This window comes from Vibrio sp. 1457 (assembly GCF_033340195.1).
Classification (GTDB): domain Bacteria; phylum Pseudomonadota; class Gammaproteobacteria; order Enterobacterales; family Vibrionaceae; genus Vibrio; species Vibrio alginolyticus.
In genome coordinates, this window is record NZ_JAWOWA010000024.1 from 42,420 (window position 1) to 66,895 (window position 24,476).

Consider the following 24,476-nt stretch of genomic DNA (forward strand, 5'->3'; position numbering starts at 1 on the left):
AACCAGCCGTCCGGGGCTTTTTTATTCTCACTTTTCAGTTACCATATTCGCAGTATGTCGTTGCAAGGAAGCCAAGATGTTCAAAAACAAGCACTTTATTCTCGCTCTACTGATTGCGCCAGTTCTCTCTTTGATCGCTTACTTCGGTACCGATATGGCCCTCAGCGAGAAACCCCACGCGGCGCAAGAAGGGGAAACTTACAAACTCGCGAGTAAGTCTAATTGTCGTTACACCAGTGGTCTGTGTGATATGGAAAATGGCGATTTTAAAGTGAAATTTCGCTCTGAAAAACTCACTAAAAATAACTTAGAATTGTCACTCAACGCCGCTTACCCACTTGAAGGGGTTAAAGTTTCTATTGTGAGTGACAAAGAGAAAAACGCTCAACCGATTGATATGAAGCCCGCAGATCAAGCAGGCCAAAGCTGGTACATCACCTTACCAAAGCCTGCATCTGCAGAAAGCTGGTTAAGAGTCGTCATTCAATCAGGCGGCACACTATATTATGGTGAAACACAAACCGCATTTGTGAAGTACGAAACCTTATTTACTGAATAACGGCGACAAGCTAATTCACCGGTATTCAAACGACAGTGACTTAGTTTCACTCAGCATAAATGAATTCCTACTCAGCCGACGCCTTTGCGTCGGCTTTTGTTTCCGTAAGTCTTTCTTCAACAACCTCTTACTCTAAAAAGGGTTGCCAACTCACAAGTTAATTGATAATAATTATCATTACATTTAATGAGAGGTGGTTATGGACAACAAACGGGACATCTTTAATGCATTTTTTAAAGCCCAAGATAGATTCCTTCTCGCCGCACCACATGGCTTTGAGCCAGACGTGATTCATGACTATATTCATTGGGGCATGGTGTTGTCTTCCTGTTATGAACACGATGCCGATGAAGAAAATCTATTGTTGTGTGAGCTGTTTTTACGTCAGGTTTATTTCCATTTACTAGACGCAATTCAAGACTCAACTCGCAGTCGCATCTTCCGTCGTGTCTGTCTCGATTCTATCCATACGCCATTATTCTGCCTCAAACGCTATTACTACCAGTTTGAACAAGGCGACGTGAAATTTCTCGCACTACAACAACAATTACGCCTGATTCAAATCTCACTCGATTAACCAAAAGGATCCCTACCATGAGCACCGAATTCCGCATAGAAACTGACAGTATGGGCGAAGTAACGGTCCCTGCAGATGCTCTCTACCAAGCTCAGACTCAACGCGCCGTCGATAACTTCTCATTCAGTCAACATAAAATGCCATCTGGTTTTATCAAAGCGTTAGCACACATCAAGCAGACTGCGGCACTCACCAACGCACAGCTAGGGCTGCTTGAGGGAGATATTGCCAACGCGATTGCTGACGCAGCTCAAGCAATTATCGAAGGCAATCATATTGAGCAATTCCCAATTGACGTATTTCAAACCGGATCAGGTACTAGCTCAAATATGAATGCGAATGAAGTAATTGCAACACTGGCCTCCCAGCATCTAGGCGGCACTGTCAGCCCTAATGATCACGTCAATATGGGACAAAGCAGCAACGATGTGGTACCAACGGCCATTCAAGTTAGCGCAGCATTAGCCATTGAAAAACAGCTCTTCCCGGCCCTGTCACACCTAAGCCAAACACTAGAGTCTAAGCAACAAGCATTGAAAGATGTTGTAAAAACCGGTCGCACCCACTTAATGGACGCGATGCCAATTACCTTTGCTCAAGAACTTGGCGGTTGGCAGTTCCAAATCGAGCATGCAAAACAAGCGATTGAACAAACACTTCCTGCTGTAAAAGCCTTAGCCCAAGGTGGTACGGCGGTTGGAACGGGGATCAATGCCGATCCACGCTTTGCAGACTTATTCGCTAGCAACCTAACCCAGTCAACTCGTATTCAGTTCACGGCCAGTGATAACTTCTTTTTCAATTTAAGCAGTCAAGATGCGATCGTCGCTCTGTCGGGACAGCTCAAAACAGCAGCAGTTGCTATCATGAAGATCGCAAACGATCTTCGTTGGATGAATTCAGGTCCATTGGCTGGTTTAGGTGAAATTGAATTACAAGGCTTGCAACCGGGTTCTTCCATCATGCCTGGCAAAGTAAATCCTGTGATCCCAGAAGCCGCAGCTATGGCATCAGCGCAAGTCATTGGTAATGACACCACCATTACCGTCGCAGGCCAAGCGGGCAACTTCCAGCTTAACGTCATGCTGCCAGTTATTACTCATAACGTATTGGAGAGCATCGAGTTACTCTCTAACAGCGCAACCGCTTTAGCTGACAAAGCCATTGCGACGTTTGAAGTTCGCCAAGATAACTTGGATGTTGCACTCGCCAAAAACCCAATTTTGGTCACGGCTCTCAACCCAGTCATTGGTTACCTAAAAGCGGCAGAAGTCGCGAAAAAAGCCTACAAACAGGGACGCGCGATTATTGATGTCGCGGAAGAAGAAACTGATTTGGATAGAGCCACACTAGAGCGATTGCTTAATCCAGCCAAACTGACCCAAGGCGGCGTCGCAGAATAAACGGCAAACTCAGCCTATCAACTAAGATTACAAACATCGAGACCTCCATTCGGAGGTCTCTTTTATAGCGATTTTTCAAACACTCCAATCCTAAGCGACTCGATTGAGCACCGAACGCAGCTTAAGCGGCTTAACTGGCTTAGCAATAAAGCTGAACCCATTTGCTTTGATGCCATCAAGCATATCATCGGTACGATCTGCACTGATGATGACGCCTTCAAAGCTGTGGCCTAATCTCAGGCGGCATTGCTGTAACACTTCTAAACCAGTACGACCATCATCAAGTCGGTAATCGGAGAAAATTACATCCGGAATCCAACCATCCTCAAGCGCTTGTAGACTTTCAACTAAATCAATCGCAACTCGTGTATCGCAACCCCATCGGGAAAGTAAGTTTTCCATGCCGACTAGAATGTCAGGCTCATTATCGACACAAAGGATTCTCAGATGACCGAGTTCAGATTGCTTATTCATCGCCACGTGAACTGGATGAGGCTGAACATGATCAGCTTTATCTAGGGTGATGGAAAAAACACTGCCTTTTCCAACCCAAGAGCGCATCGAAATTTCATGCCCAAGTACCTGAGCAATTCCTTTCGAAATCGCCAAACCAAGTCCGAGGCCTTGGTCGGAACGAACTTGAGTTCCGCGATTAAACTCTTCAAAAATCTCTTGCTGCTTCTCTTCTTCAATCCCCACTCCATTATCCCATACATCAATACGCACTCGCCCTTTTACGCGGCGAACACCGAGTGCGACTTTGCCATTCGGGTTATAACGAAACGCATTGGTCAGGAAGTTTTGCACCACACGGCGCAGCAGTTTGGGATCCGACTTAACCATGAGTGAGGACGGAATCATCGTGAACTCTATACCTTGCTGTTTGGCTAACGCACTAAACTCAGCATTCAAATTCGATAACACATCATTTAACGCAAAGCCATGCACGTTGACTTCCAACTTGCCCGATTCCAAACGCGAGATATCCAGCAAATCTCCAATTAAGTCTTCGGCAGCCTCTAAAGCACTTTCAATGTGTGCTGACAGCTTTTTGGCTTCGCTGTCTTTGGCGACTTCCGATAGTGAAGATGCGAATAGACGCGCCGCGTTGAGCGGTTGCATCAAGTCATGGCTTACTGCCGCCAAGAACCGTGATTTGGACTTCGATTCCAAATCCGAGCGCTGCGTCGCTTCCACCAGCTGCTTGTTAAGTTGTTCTAATTCTCGAGTCCGCAGACGTACCCTTTCTTCCAATGTCTCGTTGGCGTCTTTCAGTGCTTGCTCTGCATCACGGAATACGGTGATGTCGGTAAAGCTCATCACAAAGCCACCACCTGGCATTGGGTTACCTTGCACCTCTATCACGCGACCATCGGGACGAACCCGAGAAGAGGTGTGCCGAGTCCCTTGCTCAAGGTGATAAACACGGCGACGAACGTGGTCATCAGGGTCACCAGGGCCACACAACCCCTGCTCTGCATTGTGCCGAATCACATCCGCAATCGGTCGACCTACTTGAATCAGGCCTGGCGGAAATTCAAAGAGTTCTAAATAGCGTTGGTTCCACGCTACCAAGCGTAGTTGCTTATCGACGACCGCAATACCTTGTCCAATATGCTCAATCGCGCCTTGGAGTAAACCCCGACTAAAATCGTACAGTTCAGAGGCTTCATCGACGATAGTCGCCACCTCTTCAAGCTGCATGTTTCTTCCTTGCAGAGCAGAAGTAAGCACTAACTTAGCAGAAGATGCTCCAAATACCCCTGCTAGCACACGCTCCGTATGCCGAATCAGAGAAGATGGCGCTTGCTGATTCGGCATCAACTCTTCTCGTTGCTGGCTCCAGTAGGCTTGAAACGCCGCTTTAACTCGCGTTCGTCCTACAAATCTGGACGCTAGCATTTCCAGTTCTGCAACCGTAACGCGGCTCTGGTACAGACTCATATTTTCGCTTTCAGGCAACGGTGTACCAACGAATGATGCCGATTGTAAGCGCTCACTTAGGCTTGGTCGGGTAGCCATAGAAACCACAACAAAACACACTGCATTAGCGACCACGCTGAGGATCATCCCCCAATCTGAAATCGCGATATCAAAACTAGCCAATACCTCTGGTGGTGTAATCAACCAGATCAGGAAGTTATTACTGGCGTCTCCGGCAAGCATGTCTGTTTGGCTCATTAACGCAATCAACCAGGTAGCAAAACCCACCGCGAGGCCAACATACACACCTTTCTTATTCCCTTGACGCCAATACATACCGCCAACCAGCGCAGGAGCGAATTGCGTGATAGCCGCGAACGAGAGAAAGCCGATAGCAGAAAGTGAATGAATGGTGTCCAACGCTTGATAGAAACACCACGCGCCAATCAACAAAACTAAAATCAAACCACGGCGGATCCGCAGTAATAATTCAGAAAAATGGTGGTGGTTACGCTGCGTCAGTCGCATGCGACGCAATAGCAATGGCATAACCAAGTCATTCGAGACCATGATCGCTAAGGCAATCGTCGATACGATAACCATGCCGCTTGCCGCTGAAGTACCGCCTAGAAACGCAAGCAAGGCGATTTCACTCGCCCCGACCGACATCGGCACACTTATGACATAAGTATCAGGCGAAGCGCCACTCAAGAGGCCTTGCCCTACCCACGCAATAGGTAAAACAAAAATCCCCATTAAGATCAGATAAATGGGGAACAACCAACGAGCCACGTGCAAATCTTGAGCACGTTCATTTTCCACCACCATCGTATGGAATTGTCGCGGAAGGCAAACGATCGCCAGCATGGTCAGTACAGTATGAATCAATATAGTCGGGATATTTGGTGACTGATACGTCTGCGCGGCAACATCAAGTAAGCTCAAACTCTCGGTGTTCATCGCCAACCAAACAATGAAGACACCGACCACTAAAAAAGCCAGCAGTTTGATAATGGATTCGAAGGCAATTGCCATCATCATCCCACGATGGTGTTCCGTGTTATCAATGTGGCGGGTACCGAATAGCATCGTAAAAATCGCCAATGCGACCACAACAAACCACGACACGCTATCGTTTTGATAACCAAAATCAGTAGCCAGCTCTGGTGCAATAATTTCAAGCCCCATAGTGATACCACGCAGCTGTAAAGCGATGTACGGCAAAATTCCCGCAACCGCTATGAGCGTAACAACCACGGCCAAACCTTGGGATTTACCGTAGCGTGCTCCGATAAAGTCAGCAATCGACGTGATGTGTTCCCGTTTAGCAATCAAAATAAGCCGAGCTAAAACGCGCCATCCGATGGTAAACACTAAAATGGGAGCAATATAGATGGGCAAGAAAGACCAAGGATTACTGCTGGCCTGCCCGACCGTGCCGTAGAAGGTCCATGATGTACAGTACACCGCAATGGAAAGGCTATAAATCCAAGGCCGCCAGCGCGCTAGCCACCTTTTCTGAATGTCGCCGTACCACGCGATGATAAATAAAGCTCCCAAATACGCTAAAGAAACGGGAACCACCAGCCATCCTTGCATCCGATATCCTTTCTTGCCTTTCTTGCTACTTTTAAAGCAAGAGAATAAAAAAACCTCTCCATGAGGGAGAGGTTTCATTTAACACTGCTTTGATAACGGAGACAAAGCTTAGTTTTTAACCTTTGTTACATAAGTCTAATTCTGTGTTTCAAGTGGCTTGTCTGATACATCAACCACCTGATGTGGGTCTTGCGAATCAAGCTTGATGAACAGAGCCAATAACCCCATCGCGGCCATGCCCCAGAACACAAGCGGTCCCCAGTGCTCATAACCCCAGCCACTCAATACGGTCATTAACGCGATAAATGCGCCCAACGGAATCGCGTTATACAACGCTTGCAACGCTACGATCTTATTTTCTTCGGAGTTTTGGATATATTGGATCGCGGCAATGTGTGCGGTAGCGAAAGTCACACCATGCAATAGTTGAACAATCACCAAAGCAATAATTGATGTTGTCGACGCCGTAATACCCCAACGCATCATTACACCAACGGCAGCAGCAATAAACAGCGCGCGTATTGACCAACCTACGAATAAACGCTTACTCAGTGCAAACACTGCCACTTCTGCGGCCACCCCCAAGCTCCATAAGTAGCCAATGACATCTTCCGAGTGACCAGCGGCCTTCCAGTGAATCGCACTAAAGCCGTAGTAAGCCGCATGACTGCCCTGAATTAGTGACACCAACACTAAGAATTTTAGTATCGGCTTGTCGGTCAAAAGAGCGGTCAGCTTTGGACGTTCTGCGCTTTGCCCACCGTGCGTTACAGGCATTGGGTTAGTCGGTCGCATAGCAAACAGCAACGAGATAAACACGCCGAACATCGCAGTGTACAAGATCATATCGGAGCCAAATTCAGCCACCAGGTAGCCCACTGCCGTCGAGCCTGCGATAAAGGCGATCGAACCCCATAGCCGCGTGCGGCCATAATCGAGCATTTTCAGGCGAGCGTAGTAATTTGCCATCGCGTCCGACAACGGAATAATCGGTCCACAACAAAGATTGAACAACACTGTCGCTAGTGCCATTAACCAAAAGCTACCACCCGTAAAAAAGTGAAATCCAACAAAAAGGAGGGCAGCGAAACTCAACCAACGTAAAGCAGGCATAAGATGTTCGACTTTGTGTACTCGTGGGGTGATCACGATATTGGCAACACAACGTGTCGCAAGGCCTAACCCGACCAGCAAACCGATATCTGTCGAAGATACGCCCTGATCCTTAAACCAAAGTGACCAAAATGGCAGATACACGCCATACGCAAAGAAGAATCCGAGAAAGTACTGGGAAATCCAGCCATACGGAGAAGGTTTCAACATTACTAATATCCTAAAACGGGAACACCAACGTTCGAGCCGGGAATTATGGATCGCCATGCGTATTATAAAAAGGGAAGAATAAGAAACTTATCGTTTCCTCGATGGAATACTAACTTTGCGACATTTGGCATCTTCAAGCGAAAACATCGTAATTTAGACCAAAGTCGTCTGGCTTCCGGTAAGAAATTTGTCAGACTTAGAGAGTGTTCCTTCCATCATTATTGGGTGTTCTCATGCCTGACAAATTTAACATGCAATCTCCACCGTTCGATCGCTTAACTGAAGCACAACAAACGCGACTGCGATCGTCTCTGGACGTCGCCTACTATCGAGCTCGAGATGTTATTTTATCCTGCGGACAGAAGAACCCCCACTTACATATTCTGATCAAAGGCGCGGTAGAAGAGCGCTCCAACGATCAACAGGAAGTGTTCGCACATTATGCCAACGACGATATGTTCGATGTACGCTCGTTACTTGAAGACAAGGTACGTCATCACTACATCGCGCTTGAGGACACGCTCTCTTACCTACTGCCGAAAGAAATTTTCCTTGCCCTTTACAACGAAAATGGCCAGTTTGCAGCCTATTTCGATAACAATTTATCGAAACGGCAAGAGCTCATCGAAGCGGCCCATCAACAGCAAAACTTAGCGGAGTTTATTCTCACTAAAGTTGACCGCAGCATTTATCACCCACCGATGATCCTTGAACCAAATACACCAATTAACGAGGTAACACGTTCCTTAAAAGAAAATGGGATTGACGCTGCATTGGTTCAACTCCATGGCGATGATCCACGATTGGAAAAATGGCCATCAGCCCACCCGTACGCAATAGTGACTCGTACTAATATGCTGCATTCTGTGATGTTGGATGGTTGCGCGCTCGACACACCAGTGGGTGAGATCGCGAGCTTTCCTGTTTATCACGTTGATGATGGTGACTTTCTATTCAACGCCATGATCACAATGACCAGAAACAGAATGAAACGCCTCATGGTATGTGAAGGCAACAGAGCCGTCGGCATGCTGGATATGACCCAAATTCTTAGCGCGTTCTCAACCCACTCTCACGTGTTAACGCTCAGTATTGCTCGAGCAAACAGCGTGGAAGAGCTCGCTTTGGCCTCAAACCGCCAACGTCAATTGGTCGAGAGCTTATTGAAAAACGGCATCCGCACTCGCTTCATCATGGAGCTGATCTCAGCCGTAAACGAGCAAATTATCGAGAAAGCGTTCGAGTTAGTAATACCACCAGCCTTGCACGACCATTGTTGCTTGATCGTACTCGGCTCTGAAGGCCGAGGAGAGCAAATTCTCAAAACCGATCAAGACAATGCCCTGATTATTCAAGATGGTCTGGAATGGCCTCATTGCGAACAAGTGATGCAATCCTTCACACACACCCTACAACAGCTCGGTTATCCACTTTGCCCTGGTAAAGTGATGGTTAACAACCCGAAATGGGTCAAAACACAGCAAGAATGGATAAGCACCCTAAACCACTGGATAGCTAAAGCCGAACCACAACAAATCATGGACTTAGCCATTTTCAGTGACGCCCATGCTGTTGCTGGGAATTGCGAGCTGCTGGCTCCAATTGCGGCGCATCTTCGTGACACAATGAAAGATCGCATGTTGATATTGTCTGACTTTACTCGCCCTGCCTTGCAGTTTTCTGTGCCCCTAACTCTGTTTGGCAACGTAAAAAGTGCTAAAGACGGATTGGACATTAAACGCGGCGGTATTTTCCCAATTGTACACGGCATTCGCACCTTGTCTTTGGAATATGCCATTGAAGAGAAGAACACGTTTGAGCGCATTGAAGCTCTGAGAAATAAGCGCATCTTAGAATCCGAAACGGCAGATAATCTCAACGAAGCACTGAAATTGTTTTTTAAACTTCGCCTTAATCAGCAACTCAAAAAGCAAGAAGCGTTGAATAACATTGATATTAAACAACTGGATAGAACTGAGCGTGATTTGCTTCGCCACAGCTTACATGTGGTGAAGAAATTTAAGCAATTTTTAGGCTTCCATTATCAAATTCGTGATTAACCCTGATTTTCATAAATCACAGAGGCGTAAGCAATGAACTGGTTACAACGCAAATACTGGTACTACAAATTGAAAGGCTCGCCTTATCAGTCGCTGTTTTGCACGCCAGATAAAACAGAATACGTCTCTCTTGACTGCGAAACCACCAGCCTTGACCCAAATCGCGCCGAGCTGGTGACTATTGCAGCCACCAAGATCATCGACAACCGCATCATCACCAGTCAACCATTTGAAGTCCGCTTACGCGCGCCGCAATCGCTCGACTCTGGCTCGGTCAAGATCCATCGAATTCGCCACCAAGACTTAGTCGATGGCATCAGTGAAAAAGAGGCGCTGCTCGAGCTGCTCGACTTTATCGGCAACCGACCACTTGTGGGCTATCACATTCGTTACGATAAAAAGATCTTAGACCTTGCTTGTCTGAGGCAACTTGGCTTCCCACTTCCTAACCCACTCATCGAGGTCAGTCAGATTTATCACGATAAGTTGGAACGACATTTGCCGAATGCCTATTTCGACTTAAGTCTGGATGCCATTTGTAAACACCTCGAACTTCCTATCCAAGACAAACACGACGCCTTGCAAGACGCGATTTCTGCCGCTTTGGTCTTTGTCCGCTTAACGAAAGGCGATTTACCCAACCTAACCGCACCGTATACATAAAAATCAGTTGACCTAGCTCCCAGAAATACTTTTGTTTCAGCGATTTCCCGGCGCTTCTATCACTCTCATCCTAAAGTCTAATTGTGGAAATACGCGCGGTGACTGACAGTTATAAGCACAACGTCGTCATTACCACGACCAAGTTATTTAGAACCAAAAAACAGCCCTACAAAAATATATTCAAAATCTTATCTAGATTGGTGTAAGGCCGAGAAATAAGGCACAAGGAGAGAAGCCATGAGCGAAGCCCACGTTTATCCGGTAAAAGAAAATATTAAAACTCATACACACGCGGATAATGATACTTACTTAGCCATGTATCAGCAGTCGGTAACCGATCCAGAGGGCTTCTGGAACGAACACGGCAAAATCGTTGATTGGATCAAACCTTTCACCAAAGTAAAAAGCACTTCTTTCGACACTGGCCATGTTGATATTCGCTGGTTTGAAGATGGCACACTGAACGTCTCGGCTAACTGTATTGACCGTCATCTTGCAGAACACGGGGATGACGTCGCCATCATTTGGGAAGGCGATGATCCAGCCGACGACAAAACACTCACTTTCAACGAACTGCACAAAGAAGTGTGTAAATTCTCCAACGCATTGAAAGAGCAAGGCGTACGCAAGGGCGACGTGGTGTGTCTATACATGCCAATGGTGCCAGAAGCTGCAGTGGCTATGCTCGCTTGTACCCGTATTGGTGCGGTTCACACCGTAGTATTTGGCGGTTTCTCACCAGAAGCACTATCCGGCCGTATCATCGACTCTGACGCTAAAGTCGTGATCACCGCAGACGAAGGCGTACGTGGCGGACGCGCTGTTCCACTGAAAAAGAACGTGGATGAAGCACTAACCAACCCAGACGTAAAAACCATCAATAAAGTCGTCGTGCTTAAACGTACAGGTGGTGATGTTGAATGGCATGAACACCGTGATGTTTGGTGGCACGAAGCAACAGCCAACGTTTCTGACGTTTGCCCACCAGAAGAGATGAAAGCCGAAGACCCGCTGTTCATCCTCTACACATCTGGCTCGACAGGTAAACCTAAAGGCGTACTACATACTACAGGCGGTTACCTCGTCTACGCGGCAATGACCTTTAAATATGTCTTCGATTATCAACCAGGTGAAACCTTCTGGTGTACCGCGGATGTGGGCTGGATTACGGGCCATACTTACCTAATTTATGGTCCACTAGCGAACGGGGCCAAAACCATTCTGTTTGAAGGTGTTCCAAACTACCCAAGCACGGCTCGTATGAGTGAAGTGGTTGATAAGCACCAAGTGAACATTCTCTACACTGCGCCAACCGCTATTCGTGCACTAATGGCAAAAGGTAACGAAGCGGTAGCAGGGACATCTCGTTCAAGCTTACGTGTGATGGGTTCAGTAGGTGAGCCTATCAACCCTGAAGCGTGGGAGTGGTACTACAAAACGATTGGTAACGAGAGCTCGCCTATCGTTGATACTTGGTGGCAAACAGAGACCGGCGGTATCTTAATTGCACCACTACCAGGCGCAACAGACTTAAAACCAGGCTCAGCAACTCGACCATTCTTCGGAGTCCAACCTGCACTGGTTGATAACATGGGCAACATCATTGAAGAAACCGCAGCAGAAGGTAACTTGGTGATCCTTGATTCATGGCCAGGTCAGATGCGTACTGTTTATGGCGACCACGAACGCTTTGAACAGACCTACTTCTCAACCTTCAAGGGAATGTACTTTACTAGTGATGGAGCTCGTCGTGACGAAGACGGTTACTACTGGATCACGGGCCGTGTTGATGACGTACTAAACGTGTCGGGTCACCGCATGGGTACCGCTGAAATAGAATCGGCTCTTGTCGCACATCATAAAATTGCTGAGGCCGCTATTGTGGGCATTCCGCATGATATCAAAGGCCAAGCTATCTACGCTTACATTACCTTGAACGATGGTGAATTCCCGTCAGCAGAGCTACACAAAGAAGTGAAAGATTGGGTGCGTAAAGAGATTGGTCCAATTGCAACACCAGATGTACTGCACTGGACGGATTCCTTACCGAAGACTCGTTCTGGTAAGATCATGCGTCGAATCCTGCGTAAAATTGCAACGGGTGATACCAGCAACCTCGGAGACACATCAACGCTTGCCGATCCGAGCGTTGTAGATAAACTTATCGCAGAGAAAGCAGAATTGGCATAAATTCAACCAACTGTTTTAAAAGCACTTTAAAAACCGCCATCACTCATGGCGGTTTTTTGCTTTAGTGCACAAATTGGCCACACAAAAAATATGGCAATTATGTTGTTTTTGTTAACTTGGTTACAGAAACGAGAGTGGCTATTAGGAGATTAGACCAGTAAATTGCTGCTAATTGCTATGAATTAGCTATAATCTTGGTCGATTTTTTAAAATTTGCTCGGTTTTAACAAAAAAATCGTGCTGAACTATCGTATATTTGGGAATATAAACGTTCCACTCACGATAAGGGAAGATAGCAACACAATGTCTGCAAAGTCACGGATTCTTGTTCTAAACGGACCAAATCTTAATCTATTGGGTCTGCGCGAACCGACACACTATGGTCACAGTACCTTAGCTCAAGTTGTGGATACTCTTACAGAGCAAGCCCATAACGCTGGGGTAGAACTGGAACACCTACAATCAAATCGTGAGTACGAACTGATTGAAGCCATTCACGCTGCCTATGGCAAGATTGACTTCATCATCATCAATCCAGCGGCTTTCACTCATACTAGTGTGGCGCTGCGAGATGCATTACTTGGCGTCGCCATCCCATTTATTGAGGTGCACTTATCAAATGTGCATGCACGTGAACCATTCCGTCATCACTCTTATCTGTCAGATAAAGCAGAGGGTGTGATTTGCGGTTTAGGCGCACAAGGTTATGAATTTGCTCTGTCTGCAGCGATCAATAAGCTACAGGCAAAGTAACCCTAACACTCTGCAACCCTACGAGGGTTGTCTTAATCACAAGATAAAAGAGAAAGAAAAGATGGATATTCGTAAAATCAAGAAGCTAATTGAGTTAGTTGAAGAGTCTGGCATTGCTGAGCTAGAGATCTCTGAAGGTGAAGAGTCAGTGCGCATCAGCCGTCATGGCACTGCAGCTCCTCAAGCACCAATTCACTACGCAGCAGCTCCAGCGGCGGCACCTGCTCCAGTAGCAGCGGCACCAGTAGCGGAAGCGCCAGCAGCAGAAGCTCCAGCAGCAACACCTGCAGGTCACCAAGTTCTTTCTCCAATGGTTGGTACTTTCTACCGCTCTCCAAGCCCAGACTCTAAAGCATTCGTAGAAGTGGGTCAGAAAGTAAATGCTGGCGATACTCTATGTATTGTTGAAGCAATGAAAATGATGAACCAAATCGAAGCGGACAAATCTGGCGTTGTTACAGCAATCCTAGCTGAAGACGGCCAACCAGTTGAATTCGACCAACCTCTTGTTGTAATCGAATAAGCGGGGCTTGCCTTATGCTAGACAAAGTAGTCATCGCGAACCGAGGTGAAATTGCACTTCGTATTCTTCGCGCTTGTAAAGAATTAGGTATTAAGACCGTCGCTGTTCACTCAACAGCGGATCGCGATCTTAAGCACGTACTACTCGCAGACGAAACCGTATGTATCGGCCCTGCTCGTGGTATCGACAGCTACCTAAACATTCCACGCATCATTTCTGCAGCAGAAGTGACTGGTGCTGTGGCTATCCACCCAGGTTACGGCTTCCTGTCTGAGAACGCAGACTTCGCAGAGCAAGTTGAGCGCAGTGGTTTCATCTTCGTTGGCCCAAAGGCAGACACTATCCGCCTAATGGGCGATAAAGTATCTGCTATCAATGCAATGAAGAAAGCAGGCGTTCCTTGTGTACCGGGTTCTGACGGCCCTCTAGACAATGACGAAGAGAAAAACAAAGCATTTGCTAAGCGCATTGGTTACCCAGTAATCATCAAAGCATCTGGCGGCGGCGGCGGTCGTGGTATGCGTGTTGTTCGCGCAGAGAAAGACCTTATCCAAGCTATTGCAATGACACGTGCTGAAGCAAAAGCGGCGTTCAACAATGACATGGTTTACATGGAGAAATTCCTAGAAAACCCTCGTCACGTTGAAGTTCAGGTTATTGCTGACGGTCAAGGCGGCGCAATCCACCTTGGTGAGCGTGACTGTTCAATGCAACGTCGTCACCAAAAAGTAGTGGAAGAAGCTCCAGCACCTGGTATCACCGAAGAAATGCGTAAGTACATCGGTGAACGCTGTACTCGTGCATGTATCGAGATCGGTTACCGCGGCGCAGGTACGTTTGAATTCCTATACGAGAACGGTGAGTTCTACTTCATCGAAATGAACACTCGTATTCAGGTAGAGCACCCAGTAACAGAGATGGTTACTGGCATCGACCTAATCAAAGAACAGCTTCGCGTTGCAGCGGGTCAGCCTCTGTCATTCACTCAAGATGATATTAAGATCCGTGGCCATGCGATTGAGTGTCGTATCAACGCAGAAGACCCTGAGCGCTTCCTACCATCCCCGGGTAAGATCGAGCGTTTCCACGCTCCTGGCGGTATGGGTGTACGTTGGGAATCTCATATCTACACAGGCTACACAGTACCACCTCATTACGATTCAATGATTGGTAAACTGATCACTTACGGTGAGAACCGTGATGTAGCGATTGCACGTATGAAGAACGCACTGGGTGAGATGATCATCGAAGGCATCAAAACTAACGTGCCACTGCAATTCTCCATTATGAATGACGAAAACTTCCAACACGGTGGTGCAAACATCCACTACCTAGAGAAGAAGCTTGGCTTACAATAAACCTAAGCAAACGTCTTAAAAAATGCCCACTCCCGTGGGCATTTTTGTTTTATATGTACGCGAACGGCTCAACATATAAATCGGCTTATTTGGGTATATACTCAAACAAATCGTAGAGTTCTGGTAAACTCTGCGCCACTTCATTCACTTTAAGAGCAAAAACCAATGCCTTGGATTCAAATCAAACTCAACGCGACCAATGAAAACGCTGAGCAAATCGGCGATATGCTAATGGAAGAGACTGGCGCGCTGTCTGTTACATTCTTAGACGCGCAGGATACACCTGTATTCGAACCTCTACCTGGCGAAACTCGCTTATGGGGCGATACTGATATTCTGGCACTGTATGATGCAGAAGCAGACACTAACTTCATCATCGACCAAATTAAAGCGAGCAATATGCTGGCTGACAATTTTGCTTACAAAGTAGAACAGCTTGAAGATAAAGACTGGGAACGCGAATGGATGGAAAACTTCCACCCAATGAAATTTGGTGAACGCTTATGGATTTGTCCAAGCTGGCGCGACATTCCAGATCCTGACGCTGTTAATGTTATGTTGGATCCAGGCCTTGCATTCGGTACGGGTACTCACCCTACAACAGCACTTTGTCTTGAGTGGCTAGAAAGCATGGACTTAAGCGGTAAGACCGTTATCGACTTCGGTTGTGGCTCAGGTATTCTCGCGATCGCAGCGATCAAACTGGGCGCTGAAAAAGTGATAGGGATCGACATTGATCCTCAAGCCCTGCTTGCTTCAAAAGACAATGCTGAGCGTAATGGCGTTGCAGACAAACTAGAAGTTTACTTACCGCAAAATCAACCTGAAGGTCTCGTCGCTGACGTCGTTGTGGCCAACATCCTTGCAGGACCTTTACGTGAACTTGCACCTATCATCAAAGAACTAGTTAAGCCAAATGGCGACCTCGCTATGTCCGGCGTATTAGACACTCAAGCTGAAGATGTTGCGAACTATTACCGTGACGAGCTTCACATTGACCCGATTGTTGAGCAAAGTGAATGGTGTCGCATCTCTGGTCGTAAGCAAGGCTAGACAAGGTTTTCAGAGCTAATTGTTTGAAATTCATACAATTTACAAAAACAATTTGTAAATGCTCAAATATTAGTCTTTTCACGCAGTGAAAAAATGCGTAAAATGCGCGCCCTTGCTGGTACAGAACTGTGATGACGTTTTGAAAATCGGAAACTATCAACTTAAGAACAATCTAATCGTAGCCCCTATGGCTGGTGTAACGGATAGACCGTTTCGCGAGTTGTGTCTTCGCTATGGTGCGGGAATGGCCGTCAGTGAAATGATGTCTGCTAACCCAAAACTATGGGGAACGTCAAAGTCGAAACAGCGTATGGTACACGAGGGCGAATCGGGCATTCGCTCTGTACAGATTGCGGGTTCCGATCCACAGCTTATGGCGGACGCAGCTCAATTCAGTGTTGAGAACGGTGCACAAATCATCGACATCAACATGGGCTGCCCGGCAAAAAAAGTGAATAAGAAGCTAGCGGGCTCTGCTCTGCTTCAATACCCAAACATTATCGAAGAGATTTTGAAAGCGGTCGTGAATGCAGTGGACGTTCCTGTAACGTTAAAGACTCGAACTGGCTGGGATACAGACAACAAGAACTGTGTCCAGATCGCTAAATTAGCCGAAAACTGCGGCATACAAGCTCTTGCTCTGCATGGCAGAACGAAAGCATGTATGTACAAAGGTGAGGCCGAATATGACAGCATTAAAGCGGTAAAAGAGGCGATTTCAATTCCGGTTATCGCGAACGGTGATATCGATAGCCCGGAGAAAGCCAAATTTGTACTGGAGTACACCGGTGCGGACGCTTTAATGATTGGACGCCCTGCCCAGGGTCGTCCTTGGATTTTCCAGGAAATCCATCACTATTTGGAAAACGGCACCACAATGGAGGAGCTTCCAACTGAGGAAGTGAAAACCATTATGCTTGGTCATGTAAATGCTCTGCATGAGTTTTATGGGGAGTTCTTAGGTCCACGTATCGCGCGCAAGCACGTTGGGTGGTACCTGAAAGAGCATGAACAGGCAAGTGAGTTTCGCCGTACCTTCAACGCTATCGACGCAGCTCCGCTGCAAATTGAGGCGTTAGAAGGTTATTTTGATAACGTTGCATCATAATTAAGAGAAGAGCTAGACCGAATATGTTCGAACAAAATCTGACTTCAGAAGCATTAACAGTAACTACAGTAACGTCACAAGACCAGATTACTCAGAAGCCTTTACGTGACTCTGTTAAAGCGTCTCTTAAAAACTACCTTGCTCAACTAAACGGCCAGGAAGTAACAGAACTATACGAATTAGTTCTAGCTGAAGTTGAACAGCCACTACTAGATACTATCATGCAGTACACTCGCGGTAACCAAACTCGCGCAGCAACTATGATGGGTATCAACCGCGGTACTCTTCGCAAGAAACTTAAGAAATACGGCATGAACTAATTAAGTTTCACATCTCATTGATATTAAAGCCAATATTCGTAATGAATATTGGCTTTTCTCTTTTAAAACCCACAAAAAAACCCAACTACGTCAAACCACTTTCGTATAGCTTTTACTAAATCTAATCTCCTGCACAGCTATGTGCTTAAAGTTTTTTCATATGAGCTTTACTAAGATTAAATGAGAACTTCACCAAACAATTCTCAATGGCAACGTATAGATCCTCAACACGCACAAAGAGGAAAATATATGCACACCTTAGTAAACAAACCATTTGATAGATTACTAACCGTCAAAGAAGTATCAGCAATCATGGGACGCTCCCCTAAGACGCTCTGGCGCTGGTGGAAAGTAGAAAAACGATTCCCTGTACCAATCAAGTCAAGAAATCGTGCTCTAGGCTGGAGAGAGAGCCAGATAGAGCACTTCTTGAGCCAACATAGCAGTGATTAACCGCGGGTTGCTGTTGCTAAAATTATGTCCGAAATTGAGAACATTAAGCTAGTTTTATCAATGACAAGTTAGTCATCAAAGCCTGAAAGCACATAACATTAAACCGAAATAGGTGTGGGGTATTTATTAATATCCCTACCTTGCTTTTCACTTCCATTGGTTTAGAAGCAATCAAGAAACGTCAGCAGCCATGAGCCAATATACAAATAACCCATATATTTCAATCGATGGTATGCATTGGGAAGTTAACGTGGGAGCTAAGTGCCAGTATTTTATAAACCAAACTCGATTAAAGGCGATGATCCGCCAACTAAACCTCATGCAAGAAGCCTATGCTCGAGTTATCTGTATTTCATTTCAACTACATCTACCTGAAGGGGCGTATTCTGATGATAACAAATGTATAAGTAATTTCTTCCGGCACAGCAAGACACTACTAACACGAACTCACAAGCTCAAAAAAATTGGCTACTGCTGGGCAAGGGAGAGAAGTAAATCAAGTCAGCAACACTATCATATATGGCTCTTTCTTGAGGGTAGAAAAGTTCAATCTTCACACCGCATCATCGAGTTCTTAAAGAGTCAATGGAAAGAAATAACCATTGAAGGGAAACTAAGCGTTCCTGAACATTGTTACTACAAACTACATCGAGACAATATTCAACTCAAACGTGAGATCATCTACAGGCTGTCTTACCTTACTAAAGAGCGCTCTAAAGAAACAATCCACCAGCTAAAGAAGTATGGGTGTAGCAGACTATTGTAATTTTTATATATGTCAGTGGATCTAAATTACTAAGATTTCTATTTCTCAGGTGAGCATGTCGCCAGATGAGTATCTAGCTGTAGGGGGAGATAGGGTAGCCAACACCTTAGCTACCCTTGTACAGTGCAGTTTTTAATATGTATTGATGAGCTTACTTTCACCTTTGTACATTACAAATTCATCCGAAACCATACCATCTATAGAGGTGTTGTAGCTTTTATGTATAACACCATTATCTTGGCTAAAGTAGAAATTCGATGTTCCTCGTACATAGCCCCCATAACTGTTTTTGGCTTGATAAGTTGCTAAATAACACCAAGACGCCGAACCAGTAACATATGAGTATAGGTTACCTGTAAGCCAACACTTGTATTCACTGACAATTTTAAAGTTTTTCAAACTGTCAGGATCTTTTAAGCCCTCTCTAACTAAATTCATTAAGATCTCTTTATTAGCCTCAAGATCTAGCTTGATACCATGATCCATATCCTTGGGTGTAGACTGACATCCAACTAGCAACATCGATGACGACACCATAAGCGAAATCCAATACTTCACTGCAATTCAATCCTATTTAGTAAAATGATGGCGCAAAGATACATGCCGCGAAGTAAAGCATCAATTTTTTAATATGAAGTTTTGCTCACCTATTCACCTACAGCAGGTATAGATATATTTACAACATTATCTTGAACTTCCATTTCTAAAAGCTTGCTAAACCAGAGGTTTAAAGCTCTCCTTTTCTTTTCCAAGTGTTGTGATCGGTTGTAAATCCCCATCGTTCCTCCTAAAGCATGACCTAACATTTGCTCTACGATATAGGGTTCTACCCCCAAGTCGTTTAGCATTGTCGTGAAAGTCCTGCGAATATCATGGAGCGTCCAACTGTGTTCATGATTTAGCTTTTTCCAAAGCTTACCACCGAAACTAGAAACAGCTTCAGGGCGCTTTACATCTCCCAGAAGGTAGTCATTTGAACCACTATTTATTAGTAATTTAATGTAGCCAGCTACCTGTTCAGGGATTGGGCGCTGAATGGCGTTGCCTGTTTTGCTTTTATGCTTGGGAACTGTCCAAATTAAACTTTCCAAATCCCACTCATCAACCGTAGATAATCTAATTTCCTGCGTCCTGCACCCAAAAAGAATCAGTAGGTAAAACAGGTGTCTGTAATAAGGAGGGTTCTTTTCGTTTGAGGTCCACTTCCATACATCATGAAGTTCTTCCCACTCTAAAACCCTATCTCGCTTGTATTGCTTCTCACCTACATCTACCACGTTTAGATCATCGAGTGCGTGAGATACGGCAAAGTGCCTTACTCGACAGAATTTCAATGCTTGCTTGGCATTCTGAAGGATATAGCCTGATGCTTTGGGGGCGGCACGATGATAAGTACCATTAGTAATCGCATCAAAAACTTCAACCCAGTGCCTTGTCTCACATAGCTCTAATGGCAAGTGTCCTATTAATGGGTATACGTGCCTTTCAAATTGCGATCGGTGCTTATGGTAATTCTTACGACGCTTTTCAGCATAGTTCACCAACCAATACTCCAGAGCACCTTTGACTGTTACAACATCAATAGATTTTCTTTTTTCTAAATCTTTATGCAACTTAGGGTCTGTCCCCTTAGCAAGAATCTCATTGTACTTCCTAACCTTAGAGCGCGCTTCCAGTAGGCTCAAATTAGGATATTTCCCTAAAGCCAAATCTCTCGGTTTTCCGTTGTAGCGATAACGGTACACAAAAGACAAGACACCTGTTTTACGATGATAAACATACAAGCCATCACGATCTGACAACTTAATCGGTGACCTCGTATGCTCCTTTCCAAGCATGGATTTGAGTTTTGAATCAGTTATAGCCATATCAAAATCGTATCGAAATAATTTACTAAACTATACACACACCAAATAAAACCCACAATACAACCCAAAAATCTTTGAGAAAAACCAACACTAATTGAGAACAACCAAGAAAAACCCAGAACAAAATAAACAAAAAAACAATCAGTTAAAAACAAAATCGAGAAAACAAAAGATTAAATGAGATATAAAGATTGATAATACGGCATGAACTAAGACCGTTTTTCAAAAAGTATTTGGAACAAGCCGTTACCTTTTTAGGTAACGGCTTTTCTTTATCTACTAAAACACTACGAATAACGCTCACTTTGTGCAGTATTACCAACTGGCTTTAAGATAACCACTGCTGAGCCAAACAATAGCAAAGCCACGACAGCGACACATTCATTGCCTACAGAATACGCGAAGCCCGCCAAGGCAGACCAAATCGCGACACCAAAGTGCATCATACTCATTCCAGAAGACATCAACACACCTCGATATTCATCAGATAAGTTTGCTATATGTGCTTGTAATGCTGGAGAACCAACCCCTCCAGCAAGAGACCAGAGCACTAGAGCTGGAAGATAAGCGGTAACCGTACTCATCTCACTTGAGAACACCCATGCACTGCAAGGTATGCACACCATTAAAGCCACTCGCATAACAGCTCGAGAGCTACCAAGCCAACGGCAAGCTCTCCCCACGCACATATTTCCAACCACACTCACGATCCCTAGAGCGGCATAAATAGCGCCCACCCAACCGAGCGCCAACTCGCTGGTATCTCGAATATGAAGGCCTATCAGGTTAAATACACCAATACCTCCCCCTAGGCCTAAACACATCGCTAGAATCGCCCTCAACGCGCCTGGAAGATGAATGACGTCTGTGATAGGTGGCAGAGTATCTGACTTCTTGGACTCATTATGCTTGTTGTTCATGGACACTACGCTCATGGCACCGACAAAAAGAGCCGCCACGCCCAAAATAATAAAAGCGGTACGCCATGATAAAAGCTGGGTCAACAATGCTCCGATCGCCGGACTAGTTATCATACCTAGCGTTAATCCCGCCTGAACCATCACAATTTGACGCATCGCTCTATTACCCTTCGCGTCTCCCGCTAACGCGAATGCAATTGGTAACATGCCTGCACTTGCAATACCAGTGATCACACGAGTTGCAATAGCAAGTTCAAAATCATGAACTATGCCCGTCGTAATAGACGCAACCCCAAATACAAAGCAAGCAGGCACCATGATACGAATACGCCCAACTCGGTCTGATAAACGGCCCAAGTAAGGAGCGCAAATTGCTATGGCTAAACTATATGCCGTAATAAATAAGGTCACCTGACTCGGTTGAACACTTAAATCATTTCCGATAGGTTCAAGAATAGATCCAAGCATCAACTCATCAGCACCAACAAGAAAAGCAACGAGAAATAGGATCATGGACTGCATCATAGCTCCACCTCCTGTTCTGTTTTCGATTCAGCACAAGTGAGCAACGAAATATCTAAAACTCTATCAGGCCAAGATTGCAAAAATGCCTTCTCATGAGATACCACAATCACGCTACCGGAAAAGCGCTGGAGAGCCTCTTTAAGCGCATTTTTGCTGCTGCTATCCAAATGTGTTGTTGGTTCGTCCAACAGCAAAACATTGCATTTCTGAACCGATAAACAACACAGTTTCACCCGAGTTTGCTCACCACCGCTCAATGTACCTAAGTGGCGCTGCGTCTTATCCCCCGTGATCCCAAAGCGAGCTAATAGCTTGCGTGACTCTTTGCTTGAGATTGTTGGCGCACAAGAGCACAGCTCCTGTTCAGGCGTGTTCTGAGGATGGCGCCAAGACAAATCTTGAGAAAAATAACCAATCATTGCACCTTTTGCCAATACCACCTCACCAGAGAGTGGCTCGATCTTCCCCATCAGGGTTTTAAGTAAGGTCGACTTACCCACGCCGTTAAAGCCAGCAACAACCAAATTTTCCCCGCGCGCTAACGTGATATCAAATACTGGAAGCAGAGACTGCTGATAACCGATCATCAACGCTTTTGCCTCAACCACATTCGGTTGCTCAATGGGCTGGTAAGCAAAGTCAAACGTCGATACTTTCTCTACATGATTCAGTTGAATACGTTCGATTTTATCCAGTCTCTTCTTACGCCCTTTAGCAAGACTGGCGTTAACTCCTGCACCATTTTGGGCAATAAATTTCTCTAACTTTCGAATTTCACTTTGCTGAGCCTTATATTGCTTTTCTAATAAAGCACCATCGTGATGCTTTTGCTGCATTGCTTTGACATAAGTGCCGCTGTATTTTCGAACCGTTTGATAATCAATATCACAAATACTGGTCGCTACTTGATTAAGGAAATCAACATCATGAGAAACCAGTAAAACGGTGCCAATGTAATCATTGAGAAACGTGACTAGCCATTCAATGTGCGGAGCATCAAGATAGTTTGTCGGCTCATCAAGAATTAACACATCGGGGTTGCGAAGTAACAACCTGCCTAAAAGGACTTTGTGTCTTTGACCGCCACTTAGCGAGACAAGCGGTGTATCTAAGCCAAATTGATAAATGCCAAGACCTACAGCAACTTGTTCAATTTTGGTATTAATTGCATAGAAGTTTTCATCTTCTAAATATGCCTGTAGCCGAGCGACTTGGCTTAAAAGAGATGTAGAGTGAGACTCGGTCATCGCATGATACAAAGTCCAAAGCTTTTGCTCTGCAGCGTATAAACTCTCAAAAGAGCCCTTTAAACACTCATGAACTGTCAGCACATTATCGATCTTAAAATGTTGTTCTAAATACCCTACCTCAAGGCTTGGTAACCATTCAATGCGGCCCTTATCTGCAGATAATTCACCGAAAAGCAGTTTCAATAAGGTGCTTTTTCCAACACCATTCGCTCCGGTGATACCTACTTTCTCTCCCACGTTAATACGAAAGGTCACGTTGTTGTATAATGTCTTATCGGCTATCTGATAAGACAAATTTTTAACTTGTAAAATACTCATGTTTTCAACCAAATAAAAAAGGGCCGGTGATCAATACCGGCCCTTATTTCAATACTGGGAAATGCTTTGTAGCTGCTTAACAGATACAAAAAGGCCGATGATGAAATATCACCGGCCATCTCTTCTCTTTTATCAGGTGTACAAGCACCTGCGTATAACTTCAGCGAAGCTACCCACACATAAAACACCTGATGAAGATTAATTTAAGACTCCGAGCAACACTTCATCGCGTTTTTTGCACGGAGTTCAGCCTTCTTACAAAGCTTTTAAACAAGAGATATAACATGATTTACTGTCGAAAAAATATTCGATGTGAAGCGTACACCTTTAGAATAAAAAGTACCAGATAATTATTAAAAACTATCGTGACTTAGACGAAGATCCACTGAAAGAAGACCTTTCCTCAGTCAATGTGCTAGGTGAACGACTTACTCAGCAAACACAGCTATGAAAGCACCTATACCGCTCACGTTATACGTACGTAGTGGTGGCTTTGAAGGTTGGAGAGGGTTAGAGGGAAGAAGTAGCGAATATACTTTAAGACACTGGCTTAAATAGATCGACAAAACAAAATCCATGTTTGGAAAGTTTTAAATGCGCTGAGTTTATATTAATAAGCGCCTATGGCTAAATCAAAACATCTAAAGCAGAGAAATCTCCCCCGAAAATAACATAACCTATTGAATAAATTTTCCAGGTAATAATAAAGGAAGCTTTGGTAAGTTAAGCACAGGGGCTCAAAACTAGCGCTCGAGACTGCAGAAACCACACAAAACTGCGTTCCACTTCACTCATAACAGGGCTTAGAAAGCATCGCCAGAGGGAAGCCGGCCTCTCGATGCAAGGTTTCAATATGAAAGTGGGTTTAAGGTAAGTCGGGGAACCAAAACGAAAAAAGCCTCAGTCTTTCGACTGAGGCTTAATATAAGTGGCGGAGTGGACGGGACTCGAACCCGCGACCCCC

20 protein-coding genes are annotated in these 24,476 nt (G+C 45.2%); 14 read left to right on the forward strand and 6 right to left on the reverse strand.

The annotated features are described in order from the left end of the window. Positions 1-76 precede the first annotated feature (76 nt). The 3 genes from R7Z41_RS19765 to R7Z41_RS19775 all read left to right on the forward strand — a co-directional run bounded on the left by R7Z41_RS19765 (position 77) and on the right by R7Z41_RS19775 (position 2,539). Positions 77-559: a hypothetical protein gene (locus R7Z41_RS19765; RefSeq protein WP_005382371.1), complete on the forward strand. Its 483-nt coding sequence runs from the start codon at positions 77-79 to the stop codon at positions 557-559. A gap of 199 nt (positions 560-758) precedes the next feature. Further along, positions 759-1,136: a hypothetical protein gene (locus R7Z41_RS19770; RefSeq protein ID WP_005382370.1), complete on the forward strand. Its 378-nt coding sequence runs from the start codon at positions 759-761 to the stop codon at positions 1,134-1,136. Between the two features lie 17 nt (positions 1,137-1,153). Next, positions 1,154-2,539 (forward strand): class II fumarate hydratase, encoded by a 1,386-nt coding sequence (locus R7Z41_RS19775; protein WP_225478104.1) that lies wholly within the window; start codon positions 1,154-1,156, stop codon positions 2,537-2,539. 90 nt (positions 2,540-2,629) lie between these two features. On the opposite strand, the gene R7Z41_RS19780 is transcribed toward R7Z41_RS19775, so the two are convergent. Next, positions 2,630-6,061 carry a PAS-domain containing protein gene (locus R7Z41_RS19780; RefSeq protein WP_225478105.1) on the reverse strand — a complete coding sequence of 1,144 codons (3,432 nt, stop codon included), beginning with the start codon at positions 6,059-6,061 and terminating at the stop codon, positions 2,630-2,632. A gap of 135 nt (positions 6,062-6,196) precedes the next feature. Further along, positions 6,197-7,384, reverse strand: coding sequence for a 3-phenylpropionate MFS transporter (locus R7Z41_RS19785; RefSeq protein ID WP_005382367.1), 1,188 nt, complete (start codon positions 7,382-7,384; stop codon positions 6,197-6,199). Positions 7,385-7,617: 233 nt separating this feature from the next. Here R7Z41_RS19785 and R7Z41_RS19790 point away from each other — a divergent pair, with 233 nt between their 5' ends. The 11 genes from R7Z41_RS19790 (at position 7,618) to R7Z41_RS24690 (ending at position 18,631) form a co-directional block, all read left to right on the forward strand. Continuing rightward, on the forward strand, positions 7,618-9,444 hold the full coding sequence (locus tag R7Z41_RS19790; protein ID WP_318136404.1) for a DUF294 nucleotidyltransferase-like domain-containing protein: 1,827 nt from the start codon (positions 7,618-7,620) through the stop codon (positions 9,442-9,444). 33 nt (positions 9,445-9,477) lie between these two features. Further along, positions 9,478-10,107 (forward strand): 3'-5' exonuclease, encoded by a 630-nt coding sequence (locus R7Z41_RS19795; RefSeq protein WP_025768818.1) that lies wholly within the window; start codon positions 9,478-9,480, stop codon positions 10,105-10,107. 237 nt (positions 10,108-10,344) lie between these two features. Further along, complete coding sequence (acs, locus tag R7Z41_RS19800; RefSeq protein ID WP_005386359.1) at positions 10,345-12,297, forward strand: acetate--CoA ligase; 1,953 nt, start codon at positions 10,345-10,347, stop codon at positions 12,295-12,297. A 303-nt stretch (positions 12,298-12,600) separates the two neighbouring features. After that, on the forward strand, positions 12,601-13,050 hold the full coding sequence (aroQ, locus tag R7Z41_RS19805; RefSeq protein WP_005382360.1) for a type II 3-dehydroquinate dehydratase: 450 nt from the start codon (positions 12,601-12,603) through the stop codon (positions 13,048-13,050). Positions 13,051-13,111: 61 nt separating this feature from the next. Next, positions 13,112-13,573, forward strand: a complete 462-nt coding sequence (gene accB, locus R7Z41_RS19810) for an acetyl-CoA carboxylase biotin carboxyl carrier protein (protein ID WP_005386355.1) — start codon at positions 13,112-13,114, stop codon at positions 13,571-13,573. 14 nt (positions 13,574-13,587) lie between these two features. Continuing rightward, a complete protein-coding gene (accC, locus tag R7Z41_RS19815; RefSeq protein WP_005382509.1) occupies positions 13,588-14,931 on the forward strand; it encodes an acetyl-CoA carboxylase biotin carboxylase subunit in 1,344 nt (447 codons plus the stop codon). A 165-nt stretch (positions 14,932-15,096) separates the two neighbouring features. Beyond that, entirely contained in the window at positions 15,097-15,984 is an 888-nt protein-coding gene (prmA, locus tag R7Z41_RS19820) for a 50S ribosomal protein L11 methyltransferase (protein ID WP_053307401.1), read from the forward strand. Between the two features lie 139 nt (positions 15,985-16,123). Then, on the forward strand, positions 16,124-17,092 hold the full coding sequence (gene dusB / locus R7Z41_RS19825) for a tRNA dihydrouridine synthase DusB (RefSeq protein WP_005382505.1): 969 nt from the start codon (positions 16,124-16,126) through the stop codon (positions 17,090-17,092). Between the two features lie 23 nt (positions 17,093-17,115). Further along, the gene (fis, locus tag R7Z41_RS19830; RefSeq protein WP_000462885.1) at positions 17,116-17,412 is read left to right on the forward strand and encodes a DNA-binding transcriptional regulator Fis; all 297 of its coding nucleotides are present in this window, start codon (positions 17,116-17,118) and stop codon (positions 17,410-17,412) included. A gap of 249 nt (positions 17,413-17,661) precedes the next feature. After that, the gene (locus tag R7Z41_RS19835) at positions 17,662-17,865 is read left to right on the forward strand and encodes a helix-turn-helix transcriptional regulator (protein WP_074534750.1); all 204 of its coding nucleotides are present in this window, start codon (positions 17,662-17,664) and stop codon (positions 17,863-17,865) included. A gap of 319 nt (positions 17,866-18,184) precedes the next feature. Continuing rightward, entirely contained in the window at positions 18,185-18,631 is a 447-nt protein-coding gene (locus tag R7Z41_RS24690; protein WP_375792658.1) for an inovirus-type Gp2 protein, read from the forward strand. 132 nt (positions 18,632-18,763) lie between these two features. Here the strand turns inward: R7Z41_RS24690 and R7Z41_RS19840 are convergent, their stop codons facing one another. The 4 genes from R7Z41_RS19840 to R7Z41_RS19855 form a co-directional block, all read right to left on the reverse strand. Continuing rightward, positions 18,764-19,117 (reverse strand): hypothetical protein, encoded by a 354-nt coding sequence (locus R7Z41_RS19840; RefSeq protein WP_064376988.1) that lies wholly within the window; start codon positions 19,115-19,117, stop codon positions 18,764-18,766. 161 nt (positions 19,118-19,278) lie between these two features. Continuing rightward, entirely contained in the window at positions 19,279-20,499 is a 1,221-nt protein-coding gene (locus tag R7Z41_RS19845; protein ID WP_029855171.1) for a tyrosine-type recombinase/integrase, read from the reverse strand. A gap of 287 nt (positions 20,500-20,786) precedes the next feature. Next, on the reverse strand, positions 20,787-21,944 hold the full coding sequence (locus tag R7Z41_RS19850) for an MFS transporter (RefSeq protein ID WP_053307402.1): 1,158 nt from the start codon (positions 21,942-21,944) through the stop codon (positions 20,787-20,789). After that, positions 21,941-23,512, reverse strand: coding sequence for an ABC-F family ATP-binding cassette domain-containing protein (locus R7Z41_RS19855; RefSeq protein WP_206971019.1), 1,572 nt, complete (start codon positions 23,510-23,512; stop codon positions 21,941-21,943). Before R7Z41_RS19855 ends, R7Z41_RS19850 begins: the two co-directional genes overlap by 4 nt. Positions 23,513-24,476 lie beyond the last annotated feature (964 nt).